This window comes from Ruegeria sp. AF8, assembly GCF_056541825.1.
In genome coordinates, this window is sequence record NZ_JBQFYW010000006.1 from 160628 (window position 1) to 177450 (window position 16823).

At 56.1% G+C, this 16823-nt stretch carries 15 protein-coding genes and 2 pseudogenes; 8 read left to right on the forward strand and 9 right to left on the reverse strand.

The genetic code is table 11. The features are described 5' to 3' along the window. The first annotated feature begins 101 nt into the window (after window positions 1-101). The 5 genes from ACR0AO_RS12665 to ACR0AO_RS12685 are packed head-to-tail and all read left to right on the forward strand — an operon-like array spanning window position 102 to window position 3681. The gene (locus tag ACR0AO_RS12665; protein ID WP_480604058.1) at window positions 102-692 is read left to right on the forward strand and encodes a TetR/AcrR family transcriptional regulator; all 591 of its coding nucleotides are present in this window, start codon (window positions 102-104) and stop codon (window positions 690-692) included. After that, window positions 689-952 carry a hypothetical protein gene (locus ACR0AO_RS12670; RefSeq protein WP_480604060.1) on the forward strand — a complete coding sequence of 88 codons (264 nt, stop codon included), beginning with the start codon at window positions 689-691 and terminating at the stop codon, window positions 950-952. Before ACR0AO_RS12665 ends, ACR0AO_RS12670 begins: the two co-directional genes overlap by 4 nt. An 18-nt stretch (window positions 953-970) precedes the next feature. Then, the gene (locus ACR0AO_RS12675; RefSeq protein ID WP_480604175.1) at window positions 971-2128 is read left to right on the forward strand and encodes an aromatic ring-hydroxylating oxygenase subunit alpha; all 1158 of its coding nucleotides are present in this window, start codon (window positions 971-973) and stop codon (window positions 2126-2128) included. Beyond that, the gene (locus ACR0AO_RS12680) at window positions 2125-2604 is read left to right on the forward strand and encodes a hypothetical protein (RefSeq protein ID WP_480604062.1); all 480 of its coding nucleotides are present in this window, start codon (window positions 2125-2127) and stop codon (window positions 2602-2604) included. Before ACR0AO_RS12675 ends, ACR0AO_RS12680 begins: the two co-directional genes overlap by 4 nt. Window positions 2605-2616: 12 nt before the next feature. Beyond that, window positions 2617-3681: a 2Fe-2S iron-sulfur cluster-binding protein gene (locus ACR0AO_RS12685; RefSeq protein ID WP_480604064.1), complete on the forward strand. Its 1065-nt coding sequence runs from the start codon at window positions 2617-2619 to the stop codon at window positions 3679-3681. 105 nt (window positions 3682-3786) lie between these two features. Here the strand turns inward: ACR0AO_RS12685 and ACR0AO_RS12690 are convergent. After that, window positions 3787-4044: pseudogene (locus ACR0AO_RS12690) on the reverse strand (integrase core domain-containing protein); the annotation flags it as partial. Here ACR0AO_RS12690 and ACR0AO_RS12695 point away from each other — a divergent pair. Continuing rightward, a pseudogene (locus ACR0AO_RS12695) lies at window positions 4012-4515 on the forward strand (DDE-type integrase/transposase/recombinase); the annotation flags it as partial. The pseudogenes ACR0AO_RS12690 and ACR0AO_RS12695 overlap by 33 nt on opposite strands. Before the next feature lie 117 nt (window positions 4516-4632). On the opposite strand, the gene ACR0AO_RS12700 reads toward ACR0AO_RS12695, so the two are convergent. From ACR0AO_RS12700 to ACR0AO_RS12710, 3 genes are all read right to left on the reverse strand, one after another. Further along, window positions 4633-5487 (reverse strand): D-amino acid aminotransferase, encoded by an 855-nt coding sequence (locus tag ACR0AO_RS12700; RefSeq protein ID WP_480604066.1) that lies wholly within the window; start codon window positions 5485-5487, stop codon window positions 4633-4635. 11 nt (window positions 5488-5498) lie between these two features. Further along, complete coding sequence (locus tag ACR0AO_RS12705; RefSeq protein ID WP_480604068.1) at window positions 5499-6974, reverse strand: N-acyl-D-amino-acid deacylase family protein; 1476 nt, start codon at window positions 6972-6974, stop codon at window positions 5499-5501. A gap of 509 nt (window positions 6975-7483) precedes the next feature. Continuing rightward, entirely contained in the window at window positions 7484-7825 is a 342-nt protein-coding gene (locus tag ACR0AO_RS12710) for a tetratricopeptide repeat protein (protein WP_480604070.1), read from the reverse strand. 181 nt (window positions 7826-8006) lie between these two features. On the opposite strand from ACR0AO_RS12710, the gene ACR0AO_RS12715 reads away from it, so the two are divergent. Further along, on the forward strand, window positions 8007-8213 hold the full coding sequence (locus ACR0AO_RS12715) for a hypothetical protein (protein ID WP_480604072.1): 207 nt from the start codon (window positions 8007-8009) through the stop codon (window positions 8211-8213). A gap of 178 nt (window positions 8214-8391) precedes the next feature. On the opposite strand, the gene ACR0AO_RS12720 is transcribed toward ACR0AO_RS12715, so the two are convergent. Together ACR0AO_RS12720 and ACR0AO_RS12725 are read right to left on the reverse strand one after the other, a co-directional pair. Beyond that, complete coding sequence (locus tag ACR0AO_RS12720; RefSeq protein WP_480604074.1) at window positions 8392-9471, reverse strand: M24 family metallopeptidase; 1080 nt, start codon at window positions 9469-9471, stop codon at window positions 8392-8394. Window positions 9472-9638: 167 nt separating this feature from the next. Further along, on the reverse strand, window positions 9639-10424 hold the full coding sequence (locus ACR0AO_RS12725; protein WP_480604076.1) for a HalD/BesD family halogenase: 786 nt from the start codon (window positions 10422-10424) through the stop codon (window positions 9639-9641). A 101-nt stretch (window positions 10425-10525) separates the two neighbouring features. Here ACR0AO_RS12725 and ACR0AO_RS12730 point away from each other — a divergent pair, with 101 nt between their 5' ends. Next, complete coding sequence (locus ACR0AO_RS12730) at window positions 10526-11416, forward strand: LysR substrate-binding domain-containing protein (RefSeq protein ID WP_480604077.1); 891 nt, start codon at window positions 10526-10528, stop codon at window positions 11414-11416. 99 nt (window positions 11417-11515) lie between these two features. Here the strand turns inward: ACR0AO_RS12730 and ACR0AO_RS12735 are convergent, their stop codons facing one another. From ACR0AO_RS12735 to ACR0AO_RS12745, 3 genes are all read right to left on the reverse strand, one after another. Then, on the reverse strand, window positions 11516-12556 hold the full coding sequence (locus ACR0AO_RS12735) for a linear amide C-N hydrolase (RefSeq protein ID WP_480604079.1): 1041 nt from the start codon (window positions 12554-12556) through the stop codon (window positions 11516-11518). 588 nt (window positions 12557-13144) lie between these two features. Next, window positions 13145-15538: a 1-deoxy-D-xylulose-5-phosphate synthase N-terminal domain-containing protein gene (locus tag ACR0AO_RS12740; protein WP_480604081.1), complete on the reverse strand. Its 2394-nt coding sequence runs from the start codon at window positions 15536-15538 to the stop codon at window positions 13145-13147. A gap of 14 nt (window positions 15539-15552) precedes the next feature. Beyond that, on the reverse strand, window positions 15553-16752 hold the full coding sequence (locus ACR0AO_RS12745; protein WP_480604083.1) for a methionine gamma-lyase: 1200 nt from the start codon (window positions 16750-16752) through the stop codon (window positions 15553-15555). Between the last annotated feature and the right edge of the window lie 71 nt (window positions 16753-16823).

The following is a 16823-nucleotide window of genomic DNA, read 5'->3' on the forward strand; positions in this document are numbered from 1 at the left end:
TTGTGGGGCTGTTTTGAGGGCAGCGCCAAAAAATAAATTGTCACAATTGACAAATAAGCGCCGGATGTTATTTGTCAGAAATGACAATTTAAGGGGCGCAGATGCCGAGACCTTCGCTGAAAGACAAAAGATCCCAAGAAATTCTCGATGCCTACCTCACCTGCGTGGCGCGGTTCGGGCTTGAAGGCGCGACGCAGGAACGGATCGCTGAGGAAGCTGGCGTCAACCGTCCGCTTCTGCGCCATTACCTTGGAAATAAGGACGTAATGATAACTGCCTTGGCGGATCACACCATTGCCGGCTTTGCCGCTTCGTTGGAGGCGCTACGTCAGGCGCTTCCGGATGCGGCAACACCTTCTGAACTTGTGGATGCGCTTTTTGCGGAAGATGTCGGCACAGATCCGCGTTTGATGCTTGCCTATCAGGCGCTGGTGACCGCGGTTCCGGTCCGGCCGGATCTTCGGAAGGGTTTGATGGACAGCCTCACAGAATTCTTCGACTTGGTCGAAGCGGTCCTGCGGCGCGCAGCGCCTTCGATGCCGGATTCAAGCATTCGCGCGGTAACCCAAGGTATTTCTGCAATCTTTGTGAGCATGGATGCCCTATCTCCGCTCGACCCGCCCAGGGTATGGCGCGCTGAATTGAAGCAGGCTGCGGTGCTGTTGGCCTCGGTTCTGGAGGCCAAGCAATGAGCCCCGCAAGAACTGTGAACTACATTGCCCTGCCTGTTCTTCTCGTAGCCGCCGCGCTTGGTGTCTACTGGATCTGGGGTTTGCTTTTTGTCTGGTGGATCGTCCCGACGGTTCTGAACGGACAAGCCTTTCTGGTCTTTGAAATCAACCGTGACGACGATCCGGTTCTTTTCTGGGCTATTGTCTGCCTCTGGGCTGCGTCGGGATTGATCATGATCGCTGCCAGCTTTCTCCCCAAATATGCTCACCTGCTTACCTGAGGCTTTCTTTTGACCAATATGTATCACCACCTGCCGGTCGAGGCGTATACCTCGCAGGACTGGTTCGATCGGGAACAGAACCTGATCTTCTCGCGGACCTGGCGGTACGCTGGTTTGGTTGAGGATATCGAGGGGCCGGGGCACTACCTTTCCGTTCAGGCGGGCCTGAACAACCTGTTCATTGTGATGGGACGGGACCACCGTCTGCGCGCCTTTCACAATATCTGCCGCCACCGCGGTACCCAACTGATCCGTGCGGTCGGCAAGACGCAAAGGGCACTCACCTGTCCGTATCACGACTGGACCTATGATCTGGAAGGCAACCTGATCTCGGTTCCTGATGAGGCGACCGAGTTTCCCGATGGCGTTGACAAATCCTGCCTCGGCCTCAAGCCGGCCAGTGTGGATGTCTGGCGCGGGATGTTGTTTGTGCATCCCGATCCGGACGCACCAACCCTTGCCGAATGGTTCGGAGAAGTCGATCCCTTCCTCGGCCCCCACAAGCCCGAAGAGTTGGTCGAATACGCCGAAGCCCGAAATAGTTACGAGATCAAAGCCAACTGGAAGATCGTCGTCGAGAATTACGTCGACGTCTACCACCTGAGCCATCTGCACTCGAATACACTGCAGATGTATGACCACGCAAAAGCCGAATACGGGTGGAAGGGACCGCACTTTCACTTTTGGGAGCCTCCGTCGGCCGCCTATGCGAATGACCATGAAGCCAACCTCCCGATGCCGCGTACGATCCCGGATCCCCATGTCGGCGCCTGGGTTCCGATGCTGTTTCCCGGCATCGGTATCGGGGCAAGCGAGGAAAGCTGGACCCTGTTCATCATCACGCCACTGGCACCTGACCTGACACGGATCGAGAACCGCACAAAGCTGGCCAACGCATCAGGCTGGGCGTTTCAGAAACAACAGTGGAAGAGTTGGGGGTTCTGGAGGAACTTTGGCGGTGCGAAATACCAGGGGGACAATGCCACCGGCGAAGACGATCCGATGGCATCCGGCGATTTCACGAGCGAGGACATTTATGCCTGCGAACAACAGCAGAAGTCTCTGAAAAGCCCGTACCTTGAAATCGGCCCCGCCGGGATCGGCGAAAGTCCGATCACCCGGCACCAACAAACGGTGCTGGGTTTCATGCAAGATAGTCAAAACCACGGAAAATGATGTTGAAACCGGTTCAAGCCACCCTGATCGGCATTGCGTTGGCATCGACCCCGGTGCTGACAGTTTGTGCAGAGGCACCAGAAGACACTGCAACACGCATCCTTCAGGCGCAGGACGAACAAAGCCTACTGGCCACTTGGAACGATTGGCACACCGATACCACGCACCGGATCATCCTAAAATACGGCCAGGGTCAACAAGACGACGTCTTTTGGTTCCGGGTCGCGGATGACATCGGCACAGAAGATCCAAAGATCGCAAAGGCTTTGGATGGGTATAAGGAAACCGGGCGATCTTCGCCCCAGATTTTCGCGCGAACAGAGGGAGGTGTTGAGTACGTCTCTGCCGTGACAAAAATCGACTATGATTGGCAAGGATATGCCGGAAAAATGCTGCAAACAGACGAGTTTGTGTTCACACCCCTTCTTGGCGGGAAGGTGGTCCGCTCTCTGACCACAACCTACGATTACCGGTGATGGGACGGGTTAATGCTACGTGATTTTCATACTCTGACCGTGTCTGAAATCCACAAGGATATCGGCGGCGCAGCCACCAGCGTGATCTTCGACGTCCCTCCGGCGCTGGCGGATCAGTTTCAATGGACGGCGGGACAGCATTTGACTGTCAGGTTCCAGATTTCCGGTGCGGAGCACAGACGCAGCTATACCATCTCGAACCCGCCGGGATCAGCACTGCGTATCACGGTAAAACGCGTGAAGAGCGGGATCGTCTCGAACCACATTGGCGATACCCTGTCCGCACGGGATACTATCGAGGTCATGCCCCCCTTTGGACGCTTTGTCCTTAACCCCGGGCATCTGAAACGCCGCACCCACTATTTCTTTGGTGCAGGCAGTGGAATTACTCCGCTTTACGCGATGATCAATGCCGTGATGGAAAACGAACCGTATTCTTCTGCTCATCTGGTCCTTGGCAATTCAAACGAGAACAGTATCATCTTTCAGGATGAGCTTGAGCAAATTCTGGCGCGACACACGCAGCGGTTCACCCTACGCCATGTTCTGTCCCGACCATCCATGCTCAGCTGGTTCAATCCCTGGCGCAAGGGGCGATTGGATGCAGAGGCCATTGAGGCGGCAATTTCCGAGACACCCCCGGTTGCGCAAGACGCCCAATACTGGATCTGCGGCCCAGGCGGCATGAATACCGATATCCGCGCTGCCTTGCGGGATCTGGATGTTCCCGAAAACCGAATCCACTCGGAAAGCTTTGGCGGAAATACCGCATGCGACCTGAGCGTATCGGGGGTCGCCGCGACTGCCAGCATTGAGCTGAACGAAGCATCGGTTGAAGTTCCGGTTGGTGCCGGTCAAACCATTCTCGAAGCAGTGCGATCAGCCGGACTGCACCCACCATTCAGTTGCCAGTCAGGTGTCTGCGGTGCCTGCGTGGCGCATTTGACGGATGGGGCCGTCCATATGCGGAACCGAATGGCGCTTGAAGATGGTGATATATCGAAAGGGCTTATTCTGACCTGCCAGAGTGTTGCAACACAAGAACGCGTTTCTGTGAGGTTTGAGAACAAAGTTTAATCAGCCGATGCAGCCAAGTGAACCCTTGGGATGTATGAACCGCGCCGGGTTTGCCGGAGGCTTTAACTCTTGAGTGGGATGAAGCCACAATGAGCAAGACAACAATCAATCATATTTGATCAGCCCCGCCTGAGAGGTCCGGTTTGATTGTTGGTGCACGACGGGCCTCTGGTCCATCGGGGCGACTGTTTTCGGATCCGGTGGGCGATAGCGCAGGGCGCTGTGTGGTCTCTTTGTGTTGTAGTGCTTCCTCCATTGTTCGATCAGTATCTGAGCCTCGCGCAGGCTGTAGAAGAATTCACCGTTGAGCAGTTCATCGCGGAACCGGGCGTTGAAGATTTCGCAGTATCCATTCTCCCATGGGGGATCGTCTATGTCGCCCTTGTTATTGATGCCTTTGCCAGAAGGATCGTCAGCTGGCGGGTCAGCACATCGGCGCATGCCGGGTTCGTTCTCGACGCCTTGGAACAGGCTGTTCACGAGCGGCGGCCGACAAAGGCGATGGGGCTTGTTCACCACTCAGACCGCAGCAGCCAATACCTGTCGATCAAATACACAGAGCGGTTGGGCAAAGCTGGCATCGAACCCTCAGTCGGCAGCGTCGGGGACAGATACGACAATGCTCTTGCTGAAACAATCAACGGCTTGTTCAATGCTGAGGTCATTCACCGGCGTGGCCTGTGGCGCAACTTCGAAGCCGTGGAATACGCAACGCTCGAATGGGTGGACTGGTTCAACAACTGCCGTCTGCTTGAGCCCATCGGAAACATCCCGCCGGCGGAAGCAGAGGCCAATTTCTACGCGGCTCTGGAAACTGAGGTGAGAGCCGCGTAACCAAACGAAATCAGCCTCCGGCAAACCCGCCGCAGTTCAGGAGGGTAGCGATCAACAATTGAGAGTTCGACAAGCACTGAGCTTTTTTTGGTAGATGATTGGAAATATTTGTGAGTGCTAATTGAAGGATGCCCGCACTGCCTTGAGATATTCTTTGCGCAATGTTTCGGTCACGGGGCCCACCCCGCCGTCGCCTATTTGTCGGCCATCGACTTCGGGCACCGGCTGGACATAGCTGGAAGCGCCAGTGGCAAAAGCTTCATCCGCACTGTAGACGTCGTCCAACGTATAGGTGCCCTCGATTACCTTCAGCCCCTGTTGATCGGCAACGCGCAGCATGGTCTGGCGGGTGATCCCAGGCAAAATATCGCGACTGAGCGGGCGAGCGTGAATGCAGCCATTCCTGACGATAAAAAACGACATGGCCCCGCACTCCGTTACCGTGCCATCGGGGGCAATCATCAGCGCCTCGTCCGCACCGGCTTTTCGCGCGATCTCTTTCGCAAGAACTTGACCTAAAAGATTGCTGGTCTTGATATCCCGTCGTGCCCAGCGGATATCCGGTGCGCTGGCCAGTCGCAAAGGTTGCGGTGGATCGGCAGCCAGCCCTCCGTGAAGTGGCTGGGTAAAGGCAAAGACGTTTGGCGACAGGCCTTTGGGGTAAAGATAGTCGCGATCATGCACGCCACGGGTGACGTGCAGATAGAGAAACGCTTCTTCCACCGCGTTGCGGGCAATCAGCCCCATCAGCCCGTCATATAACGCAGCCTCGTTCATCGGTGGCTGCATTTCCAGCTCGGCCAGCGACCGGTTCAGGCGTTGCATGTGATAAGGGAAATCGATGATCTGACCGTCCAGCACGCCAAAGCCTTCGTATACCGCGTCGGCAAATAATAGGCCTCGATCAAAGATCGGTAGATGCGCCTCTTCTTCTGGCAAATAGACGCCATTCAACCAGACCGTTCGGCTCATTTGTTTCTCCGTCATTGTGAATGGCTGCTTAGGAAACGACCGGCGCGCGCCTGGGTTTGGCGCCCCTGGGACAGTGTGATCTGCCCGTTTACAAGCACGTAGTGAATGCCTTTGGCTGCCTGTTCCGGGGCGTTGAAGTCTGCCAGGTCCGAGATTGTCTCTGCATCAAACAGCACCAAATCAGCCTTTTTTCCGACTGCAATTTCTCCGCGATCGGTCAGGCTGAACCTCGCAGCGGTCAGGCCGGTCATCTTGTGCACCGCCTTTGCCAGCGAGAACAATTTAAGATCCCGGGTGTAGTGCCCCAGAACCCGCGGAAACGTGCCCCAGAGCCGTGGGTGCGGCTTTTCGGTCCCGGGCAGCCCGTCTGATCCGATCATCGCCGCCGGGTGTCGCAGGATTCTTTGCACATCCTCTTCGTCCATGTCGAAATAGATCGCGCCAGCGGGTTTCAGCTCGGCGCAGGCTTGTTCCCGCGACACACCCCAATCCGCGGCAATGTCGTCGAGCATCCGTCCACCACACTCAGGATGCGGGGTGGACCAAATGACAATCACATCTCTGGCGGCGCCGATAAAACGCTCCATCAGTGCCGATGACGAGGCTGTATAGGGATAAACGTCCAGAGCGACCTCACCTTGCATGCGGGCCGCGTCGATCATGGCAAGCGTCGTTTTGCTTTTACCGAAGTTGCGAGCACCTGCGCATTTGTGGTGCGACAGGATCAGGGGAACATCAGCCCGCTGTCCAGTGGTCAGGGCTTCTTTGATGGCTTCGATCACGCCGTCACCTTCATCCCGAACATGGGTTGTGTAAACGGTGTTCGGGTGGTGACGCAGCACCCGTGCCAACATCACAACTTCTTCCATAGGGGCCGCCAATGCGGCGGGGTAGTCCAGCCCGCTTGACAGCCCGGCCGCACCTTCGGCCAGGGCCTTGTCAAGCAGTTCCGCCATTCGGTTGATTTCCGCACCGGTTGCGGCACGCGCCAAATCCGATCCCATCACAGTGGCGCGTAGTGCGGAATGTCCGGCCAGCAGTCGCACATTGACGGCAGGGGCCTCATCGTTAATTGCGCGTCGATACTCGGTGACTGTTTCAAAGCTGATTGACTGCACCTCCGGGGTGACATTGAAGGGGTCTGGCAGACCTTCCTGCGCCCGGAACGGAGCGGCGCTGATCCCGCAATTCCCGGCAACAACTGTGGTGACACCCTGTGTCACCTTGAACGGCATCTCCGGGGTGCGCAAAAGTGCCCAGTCATCGTGGGTGTGCGCATCGATGAATCCGGGGGCCAGGCACAAGCCTGTCGCATCAATTTCCGCCTGCGCATGAATGCTGTTCAGCAGCCCTACGCCGACAATTTCGTCTCCTGATACCGCCACATCTGCTTTGCGGATCGAGCCCCCGGTGCCGTCAATTACCGAGGCGTTGCGGATCAGTAAGTCACATTCTTCAAAGGTAGTTATTTGACCATTTTTTGACATGGCAACCCATCCTGGTTTGCCCCAGACTATTGCCAATCGCGCCGAAATGGAGGTTTCAAATCAACAATTTCTGGTCGCAATTGAGCAAGTTTCTTCGAACAGCGCCATCCATCCGCGACAGTTTATGAGAGGTTGCTGGTGACTTTGGTTTCGATCCTTTGGGTCACTCGAAGCAATTCGACCGATGTACTAGGGCTGATGCGCATGCACGCACTGCTGATTTGAAATCCAATTTTTGTGACATCTTTGAAGAATCGCGGCGCAATATCCCCAATCAAGCCTGAAAGGCGTCTTTGGGCCGCCAACTGGATCGCGGAAAACACGGCAAGCGGGCATTGTTGCGGTTGCCCCGGAATCCGCGATGAATTCTCTCGCGGCCAATGTTGCGGAAGTAGCGAGCGGCAGCATTTCTGCACGACGCAGCCTTTTCAGAGGTCACCTGCACGGCCGACACATTCACAAACGAAAAGTAATGTACGGCACAGCAGACTCAGCCATTGCTATTCGGTTCAATTGTTCTCCGAGTTTCCGTCGGGGACACCCGCCGACCGTAAACTTCTGAGATGACGCTCGAGCACCGCTTGATCCGCGAAGGGTTGAGTATTCGCAAAGCGCCGAATGCAGAATTCTGGATCAATTCTAAGAACTTGCTGAACAGCTTGGCGCGCATGTTCCCATTGCTCGGCCTCTGCATAAGTCATCGCCAAAACAACCCAGGTGTAAACGTAATCCGTGTCGATCGCAGTGGCTTCCTGCGCGAATGCTTCGGCCTCATCGTATTGACGCATCAGAAAATGGGACCAGGCCAGTGTTTCAGGACACCAGGCCGGATACATGGGGCTGAGGCGCATGGACTGACACAATCTCGCGCGTGATTTCGTCTTGCAGATCAAACAGGTCCTCAAAGACCCGCTCATATCGCTGAGCTCAAACGTAGTGTCCCGATACCGTGTCAATCATTTGCGCTGTGACCCTAGCCTCTTTCTCATCCAATCGAATGCTCAAGAGCAACGGAGAAAGAGGATGAACGGCATGTTTGACGACATCTATGCAACTTTGACCTTCAACGGCGCCTTTTCGAAAGCAGTCAGATCGGCCGCCGTGGCAAACAAACGGCGCGCGCGCGCCACTCCCCGCGTCGAAGAGACATCCCGCACGGCCAATCGGGGAATATTCTGGAAGAGGTTCTGGACAGCCATGACGCCGATGGGTACGCAGAAAACCGCATTACCGAAATAACACTAAGTAGCGATTAGAAGCTCAACAGTAGATGATCCCCGATCCAAAGCGACCACATGTTCAGCTAGCAGCAAATGACCGGATTGATCCCCAAGTTGCCAAATGCTGCGATCCTTGAGAAGGTGGCTTTCGCCTCGGTTTGAGGACCGCCATCTCCTATCTGAGAGGTCGCAGAGCTTCATTCAAACGGGAAGCTATCTAATCGTTCGTACCCCTCGTCAGTCACCAGAACCTGAGTTTCAAGCTTCACGCTCTCTGAGCCTTCTTCAGCCATCAAGCTTTCGACACAGACAACCATACCAGGCTCGAACAGCCCTGACATCGCGCCCGGCCCCCAATCTACGTGCAAAGGCACCACCGGCCATTCATCAGCCATACCAACACCGTGCACTGCGAGTGAATAGCGATAGGGCACGTGCGCATCGGGGATACGCCAACTCATTTCATTAAATTCCGCGAAGCTCGTACCGGGCCGCACGAGGTCAAGATTATGATAAATCTGGTCCAACGCGGTGTCATACAGGCGACGCTGTGTACCGGTCATCTTGGTATATCCGCAGGTCCAGGATCGGGACAGGTCGGCGCAATAGCCGTAAGGCCCGATCATATCGGTATCGAATGAGATCATCTCACCAGCCTTACAGACCCTGTCTGAGCATTCCTGATACCATGGGTTGGTCCGGGGGCCACAGGTTAACAACTTGGTTTCCAGCCAATCCCCGCCCGAGCGGGCGTTTTCAAAATGCAGATGGGCCCAAAGCTCACGCTCGGTCACGCCGGGGTGGGAGTGGTCGTAGATGCGCGCCATACCGGCCTCGCACACACGGATTGTCCAGCGCATCAGTGCGATCTCATCGGCTGATTTGATCGAGCGCGCCACCTCGGTGATTTGTGTGCCTTCGATATAGGTCAGCCCGCGCGCTTCCAGTGCATGGACTCCGCTTCCATCCAGAGTGTCGCAGGCAATACGCGTGTTGCCGCCGCCGTATTCTTGGACCAGGTCAGCAATTTCATCGGCCCAGCTTTCAGTGGCCGCGCGCACCTTGTCGCCGGAGGCCATGAACATCCAGGTTTTGGCGACACGAATTTCGTCGATGCCCGGCAAGCCCTCGCTTTGTTGCAGGCAGCCTTTGAATTCGAACATAATGGCCGGACCGCCCGCAAGGATCAGAGCGTAGCGCATGGGGTTGTGCAGCGTCCAAACCTGCATGTTCGAACAATCAAACGCGTAGCGAATATTGCATGGATCATAAAGCAAAAGCGCCGCGCAATCTGCCCGATCCAGATGGTCGCGCAAACGTTGCAACCGGTAGGCCCGCGCGCGGTTCAAAACATGATCGGGTACGGGGCTTTTCAGTGGTTTGTCTGCTCCCTCTGCATTCAGATATGTCAGTTTGCGATCATCTTTGAATGCCGTTCCGATGTTCATGATGCACGCCCATAGAACCCGATGCGCTCCTGCTCCGAAAATTGCACGCCCGGGCGTTCATAGTAGGAAAATACTGCGATGATCCGGTCCAGATTTCCCCTGACAGGCGTAACGCGATGAGCCGTGTTCTTGCCTTTGAAAATGTTGAGAGTACCGGGTTCCAGCGTGATGAGCTTTGGTGTGCGTCGCCCCTCCAACAGATCTGCCACACCATCGAAATTTGGATCTATGTCGCTGCGCAGATTCTGATCGTATTCAAATTCACCGCCCTCGCAGGGGGCTTGCAACAGCAGTGTCGTCGTAAATTCGGAGCGGTCGAAATGCCAGTTGAGTGCCTGACCATCCGAGTAGCCCATAACATTCACCCGTGCGAGAGGGTCTTGCATCGTGAACAATTCGCTCTTGTCCATGACAGCGGCAAGGAATTGGGCGAAGGGTCGCCATTCATACAGACAGATCACTGCGGCACGGCCCATCTGATCAGCGCAGATTGTGCGGTTCGAGGTTTCGAATTCCATCAACGCCGGATGATCGGTCTCCAGACCGTCAATATTTTTCTTGAAGTAGATGTTGTGACGCCGTGCGTGCGTGAACGCCTCGCGATCAAGAACCGGCTTCAATTCTTCAACGGTACCCGGCAACGCCTCTGGCCGGATAAAGCCCGGCAAATTAAATAACCCATCTTTGGCCAGGCTTGCCCTGCAGACCCTGACCAAATCCTTCCAGCCAGAGCTGTCAGGCTTGTCCAGGGGATAACGCTCCAGGTCGATTAGGTCTTTCATACCAGCTCCTCCACCGCGATGCGTAGAGGTTAAGTATGTGTTGCCCTTTCAATCAATAGCCATTCTAATTATGATCCATAAGTTAAACTTTCGGGTGACCAATGGACAAAAGCGCTCCACTTAACGCCCTTCGCGCATTCGAGGCCGCAGCCCGCACCGGATCGTTCACCAACGCAGCACGTGAGCTGGGGGTCAGTTCGGCTGCGGTCAGTCAACAGGTGAAACTGCTCGAGGACTTCTGGCAGGAAACGTTGTTCATACGGCAAGGCAATCGAATTTCATTAACCGAAGCCGGGCAGACCGCCTATCCGCAGCTTGCTCTTGCCATGAGCGAACTGGGCGCGTTGTCAGCTAAGATGCAGCGCAAGCGGCAACGGACGAAACGGCTGACACTAAGTGCGCCTCAATCGGTGGCTGAAACCTGGCTCGCACCGAAAATTGCAGCGCTCGCAAATGCCGATGCTTATGTACCGCTCAGTATCCGTGTGGACGAAGACCCTGTCGACCTTGTGTTGGACAAAGTGGATTTGCGGATATTCTATGGTCACGATCTTTATGGTGAATACCAGGTTGAAGCGCTGTTTGCGGATAGGTTGATCGCCGTCGCCAGTCCGGATTTCGCAAGGCGTCACGGCGACAAGTTGGGGGCCGTAAAAGAAAGTTCCTTCATACATACCGATTGGGGTCGCGGGTTTGCATCGTCTCCTGACTGGGAAACTGCATTGCTGGGTCAGAGAAGCATCGACCGATCTTCAGGTCTGCTGGTTCAGTCCAGCAGTACGGCTCTTAATTTCGCCAAACACGGTTTGGGCGTTGCTTTGGTGCCAAACATGATGGCTGCCGATGAAATTGCCGCAGGCAGGATCACAAAAATGGAATTTGAACCATTGGAGCTCGTGCAAAACTACATGGTGGCCTACCCTAAAAGGCTCAGATCAAACCCCGAGGTCCGACGAATTCTTGACAAGTTGCGGAGTGTGCAAGACCACTGAGCCGGTCAATCTTGACGATGAATATCGCTTCAATGCTCACCGAAAATGCTGGACATTCTCAAAGCAGACTTGGACGTACTCAGGGTCAGTTGCCCAACGCTAGTTGTCGCCAAGGAAGAGGAACGGCTCTGACGGTTCAAAACTTGCAGATACTTCTCCTGCGAGGATCGGTTTTTCGCCCAGCTCCAGTTTAAGCGTCGAAGCGCCCTCAGATAGATTGAGATTTTCGATATCGACCCAGAACAGCGTAGGGCTGAATACACTCTCATAGTAATAGCGGCCAAGTTCATGGTCAGCGACAGTGCGCCATGTTGTCGATGCGATGTTGGGGCGCTCCGGATCGGTCACGCCAAATGGCACTGAAATCGACCGAACCAGAGAAAATACCGCGGCGGTTGCATCATTCGGGTCTGAAAACGAGGGCGTGGCGTTCAGGTTCCAGGTCAAACGCGCGAACCTGTCCGATGATCGGTGAGTTCCCGGCAAAAAGGACAGCCCGTTGACTTCACCCCAGTAGGTCGTAATGGCAAGCTGTTCATCAAATGTCGGGGAATTTGTCATCACCGTGAATTCGCGCCCGTGGTGAATCACCAATTCCCCATCGAGATACTCGAATATCGCGCTATCGCCGGATTTGTCGGACAGTGCCACGTGCCCTCCGGCTTCGTGCCCGCTCGGCAACATCGGCGCCACGATTACGAACGGGTCTTGTTCCATCGCTCTGACGGCTTCTTCCACGGTAGCGAAGTTGTCGAGGAAGTATTGCAGCCAACCGCCGACCGATAGAAGAGGCTTGTCTCCGGCAGCCTCAGTTCCATAATCGGCTTCAGCAAGATAGAGAGCGTTACCGACAAGTCCCGCCTCATTCATTCCGTCAACGGTTGCGCCGTCATAGATTGTCGCGACAACAGATCCGTACTTAGACGTCCATTCAATAGAGTTGCCTCCTGCCCCGCCATCGCGATCCATGCCGCGCGGAAAGGCCCAAAGGTCAGTTGCTGTATCCTCGAACCAATCTAGCGTTCGCCCCGTAAGATAGGATCCTCCGTCTGTCTCATAGACAATTCGGGAGCATGCAAGTGCCGAACTGGCAGCTATGGCAAAAGACATGGTGGACGCAATTAGTACCTTCGGGATCATTGCTGGCTTTCCTTTTGAGGGTTTGCCGCCCATGCAGACATGTGTTGGAATATTCTTGACAGAACGGCGACTGAACAGTGGCGGAAAATTAGTTTCCATAGGCACAGCGTAAGCTTCTGACCACGCCTTGCAATGCGATTAATCAAATCTGATGCGCACGGTATTGGCTCATTGATTCTGCAATTGAACGAAGGCCCGCTAAGTTGCGTTTGCAGCAGTTGATGCGCCACGCGACGAATAACCGGAACCCCTAGTTCCGCGGCCACCTGAAACACGCCTACGTTCCTGCCGCGACAAGTAATGGACGTGCGCGCGAGATGACGACCGCGTCCGGGATACGAGACAGGTTGGTGATAAGGTCTTCGGGGAAAGCGTCGGAAAGATAGGTTTCTGCCGGAGTGGCAACAGTTGCTGAGGTCAAGACGAATGCGACCCTGGTGTCCGGTCTGGATTGTCTGAAGGAAACCGAACTGCTTGATATCGAACCGGCAATGCGTTGATCGCAATTGCACCTGCCTTCGCGGTTGTCGAGGTGTGGCGTCTCCAAACAAGATGCCTCACCCCACAAAACACGGCATTAAGTTGTTATCAGTGCCCAACGAGGCTCGGGTTTCGCCCGAGCATGTGTTTCCCATCTGTCAATCCATTCACCTTTTCGACGATGGCATCGGAATCAACACCATGATGGCGATAGAGGTCGCCGATCGTGCCGGTCTGACCAAAATGCTCGACCCCCATCGGAATGGTCTGATGCCCGATCACGGACCCCAGCCAGGACAGCGTCGCAGGGTGCCCGTCGATCACGGTGACCAGCTTGCAGTGAGACGGAAGGCTCGACATCAGAGTTTCGATGTGGGACTGCGCCGCTCTGTTTCCGCGCGACCGTGCTCGTTGGGCAGCAGTCCATCCGGCGTTCAACCGGTCAGCCGAGGTGACGGCCAGGACACCGATATCCCGGCGGCCTTCGCCAATCATTCCGGCCGCTTTGATCGCCTCTGGCGCAACAGCGCCTTGATAGGCGATCACGACCTCGCAGTTTGGACCTGGCTTACGCAACCAATAGGCCCCGTCAATTGCGCCCTGGCGGAATTCGTCGTCGACGCGCTTGCCCGGTTGTTCGATCGGATTGGTGGTTAGGCGCAGGTAGACCGAACCGCCGGTTTCATCCCGCAACCAGGTGCGCTCGTCCGGCTGCCCTTCGCCGTCGCGCTGGAGATAATCGAAAGCCCACTCCATGATTACCGCCAATTCGTCGGCAAAGGCGGGTTCAAAAGCAGCCAACCCATCCTGGCTCATCCCGATCAGGGGGGTGCCGACAGATTGGTGCGCCCCGCCTTCCGGAGCCAGCGTAACACCCGAAGGTGTGCCAACCAGAATGAAGCGCGCGTCCTGATAACAGGCATAGTTCAGCGCATCGAGACCGCGGCAAACAAAGGGGTCATAGACCGTTCCAATCGGGATCAGCCGCTTCCCGAACAGGGAATGAGACAGTCCGGCAGCGCCCAGAAGCAGCATCAGGTTCATTTCGGCGATGCCCAACTCGATATGTTGCCCCTCGGGTGTGAATTCCCACTTGGCAGTCGACGGGATGCGGTGCTCGATAAAGGCATCGGCTTGTTGGGTTCGGGCGAACAGCTTGCGACGGTTCACCCAGGGGCCGAGGCTGGTGGTGCCGGTTACATCGGGTGACGTGGTCACGATGCGTTCGGCAATTTGACTGTCGCCCTTGGACAGATCATCCAGAATCTTGCCAAATGCCATCTGGGTTGAAATCTCGCGGCTGGTGTCGATCCCTATTGACGGCACGTCCAGCTTGTCATCAAGAAAGCGTCTCGGGCCTTTGGCGAAGAAAGGCACTTTTGACAGAAAATCTTTCAGCGCCTCAGGATCTTCCACTGTCGCAAGCGGCTCCCATTCCTCGCCCTCAGACACCCCTATATGAGCCTGCCACGCGGCAAACTGACTGTTGTTCATCAGACCGCCGTGGTTGTCCTTGTGACCGGCTATCGGTGTGCCCCAACCCTTGACTGTATAGGCCAAAAAGCACGTGGGACGGTCGTGATCGATGGCTGCGAATGTCTGGGCCATCGTCTCGACGCAGTTACCGCCGAGATTTTCCATCAAGGCCGCCAGTTCGGCGTCTGACCGCCGTTCAAAAAGTGCCGTGACCTCGCCTTGGTCACCCAGGTCGTCCATGAGGCGCTGTCGCCAGACCGCGCCGCCCATGAATGTCAGGGCCGAATAGTCCTGGTTCGGGCAAGCATCGATCCAGTCGCGCAGGCGGTCGCCTCCGGGTTCCTCGAATGCTGCGCGTTGCAGGACACCGTATTTCACCCGCACGACGTCCCAACCGAAGGCATCAAAGATTTTCTCGATCCGCTCGAACAGCCCTTCACGGACGATTCCGTCCAGCGACTGTCGGTTGTAGTCAATGATCCACCAAGTGTTGCGCAGATCGTTCTTCCAGCCTTCCTGTAACGCCTCGTAGATGTTGCCCTCGTCCAGTTCAGCATCGCCGACCAATGCTACCATGCGTCCCATCGGGGCATCCGCGCCCCAGCTTTTGGCCTTGATGTAATCCTGAATCACCGACGCAAACGAGGTGATCGCAACACCCAAGCCCACCGACCCGGTCGAGAAGTCCACATCGTCGATATCCTTGGTCCGGCTCGGATAACTCTGCACGCCGCCGAACCCACGGAAGTTTTCCATTTTCTCGCGGGTCTGGTTCCCCATGAGATACTGCATCGCATGAAAGACAGGCGACGCGTGGGGTTTGACGGCGACCCTGTCCTCCGGCCGCAGGGCCGAGAAAAAGAGCGCCGTCATGATCGACACCATCGAAGCCGAAGATGCCTGATGCCCGCCGATCTTGATCCCATCGACCTTGGGCCGGACATGGTTGGCATGATGAATCATCCAATGCGACAACCACAGCAGACGTTGCTCGACGATCTTCAGTTGGGCGGGATCGGGATGCATGGCGGTCTCCGGGTTCAGGCGGCGCTACGGGCAGGATATGGCAAGGCTTGTTCCAGGTCTGCAAGGATATCCTCGACATCCTCAAGCCCGACCGACAGACGGATCAGGCCATCGCTGATCCCATGCTCGGCCCGCTCTTCCGGGGTGTAGGTCGAATGCGTCATCGATGCTGGGTGCTGGATCAGCGTTTCCGCATCGCCCAGCGATACGGCGCGCTGAATCATGTCCAGGCTGTTCATGAGGGCAATGCCGCCGGACAGACCGCTCTTGACTTCAAAGGCGATCATCGCACCCGGTTGGGACATTTGTCGCTGCGCGACATCATGCTGGGCAAAGCTCTCGAGCCCGGGGAAATAAACGGCTCCGACAGCAGGATGGGCTTCGAGGAAGTCAGCAACCACTTTGGCCGAGCCACAGTGGCGGTCCATGCGCAAGTTCAGGGTCTTCAGCCCACGCAGGATCAGCATCGCGTTGAAGGGCGCCATAACCGCTCCGGTCATATCCTTCATCCCGACCAGACGTATCTCGGCAATCTGTTCCGCAGTGCCCACAACCAGGCCGGCGACCACATCCCCATGCCCGCCGAGATATTTGGTGGCGGAATGCAGAACGATATCTGCTCCGTACTCGATCGGTCGCGTGAGATATGGGCTGGCATAAGTGTTGTCGACCACCACCTTCGCGCCGACCGTGTGCGCGATCTCTGCATGCGCGGCAATATCCACAAGTCGCATATTCGGGTTTGCCGGAGTTTCGAAATAGACCACACGAGTTTTCTCAGACACTGCCGTACGCAAGTTCTCGGGATCCGTCATGTCGACATGGGTGATCGTGACACCCCATTTAGCCAATCCGTGGCGCATGAAGGCAAAGGTGCAGCCATAGAGCGTTTTGTCGACGATGACCTCGTCACCCGGCGACAGCAGGGTCCAAAGCACTGCGGTAATGGCGCCCATGCCGCTGGAGAGGGCCAGCCCGGCCTCAGCCCCTTCGAGCACCGCAATGCGGCGCTCCAGAAGATCGCAAGTAGGGTTCGAAATACGGCTGTAGATATGGCCCTCGCGTTCGCCGGCAAACATCTCGCCGCCGGCCTCGGCTGTCTCGAAAGAAAAGGTCGAGGTCAAATGCAACGGCGGGGTAAGCGCGCCGTCATTCTCCAGCGGGTTGTAAGCATGGTGGATGGCGCGGGTAGCAAAGCCGGTTGGGCGGGTCATGACAAACTCCTGATTCCAGTTGGAGCCAGTTTGCGCCTTTACTTTGAGTGATGGGTTGCTAATCATACTAA

What these genes read in the sequence shown, in the direction of transcription:
- ACR0AO_RS12665 (WP_480604058.1), top strand. Translation starts at nt 102, where the DNA reads ATGCCGAGACCTTCGCTGAAAGACAAAAGATCCCAAGAAATTCTCGAT.
- ACR0AO_RS12670 (WP_480604060.1), top strand. Translation starts at nt 689, where the DNA reads ATGAGCCCCGCAAGAACTGTGAACTACATTGCCCTGCCTGTTCTTCTC.
- ACR0AO_RS12675 (WP_480604175.1), top strand. Translation starts at nt 971, where the DNA reads ATGTATCACCACCTGCCGGTCGAGGCGTATACCTCGCAGGACTGGTTC.
- ACR0AO_RS12680 (WP_480604062.1), top strand. Translation starts at nt 2,125, where the DNA reads ATGATGTTGAAACCGGTTCAAGCCACCCTGATCGGCATTGCGTTGGCA.
- ACR0AO_RS12685 (WP_480604064.1), top strand. Translation starts at nt 2,617, where the DNA reads ATGCTACGTGATTTTCATACTCTGACCGTGTCTGAAATCCACAAGGAT.
- ACR0AO_RS12700 (WP_480604066.1), bottom strand. Translation starts at nt 5,487, where the DNA reads ATGAGCCGAACGGTCTGGTTGAATGGCGTCTATTTGCCAGAAGAAGAG.
- ACR0AO_RS12705 (WP_480604068.1), bottom strand. Translation starts at nt 6,974, where the DNA reads ATGTCAAAAAATGGTCAAATAACTACCTTTGAAGAATGTGACTTACTG.
- ACR0AO_RS12710 (WP_480604070.1), bottom strand. Translation starts at nt 7,825, where the DNA reads ATGCGCCTCAGCCCCATGTATCCGGCCTGGTGTCCTGAAACACTGGCC.
- ACR0AO_RS12715 (WP_480604072.1), top strand. Translation starts at nt 8,007, where the DNA reads ATGTTTGACGACATCTATGCAACTTTGACCTTCAACGGCGCCTTTTCG.
- ACR0AO_RS12725 (WP_480604076.1), bottom strand. Translation starts at nt 10,424, where the DNA reads ATGAAAGACCTAATCGACCTGGAGCGTTATCCCCTGGACAAGCCTGAC.
- ACR0AO_RS12730 (WP_480604077.1), top strand. Translation starts at nt 10,526, where the DNA reads ATGGACAAAAGCGCTCCACTTAACGCCCTTCGCGCATTCGAGGCCGCA.
- ACR0AO_RS12735 (WP_480604079.1), bottom strand. Translation starts at nt 12,556, where the DNA reads ATGATCCCGAAGGTACTAATTGCGTCCACCATGTCTTTTGCCATAGCT.
- ACR0AO_RS12740 (WP_480604081.1), bottom strand. Translation starts at nt 15,538, where the DNA reads ATGCATCCCGATCCCGCCCAACTGAAGATCGTCGAGCAACGTCTGCTG.
- ACR0AO_RS12745 (WP_480604083.1), bottom strand. Translation starts at nt 16,752, where the DNA reads ATGACCCGCCCAACCGGCTTTGCTACCCGCGCCATCCACCATGCTTAC.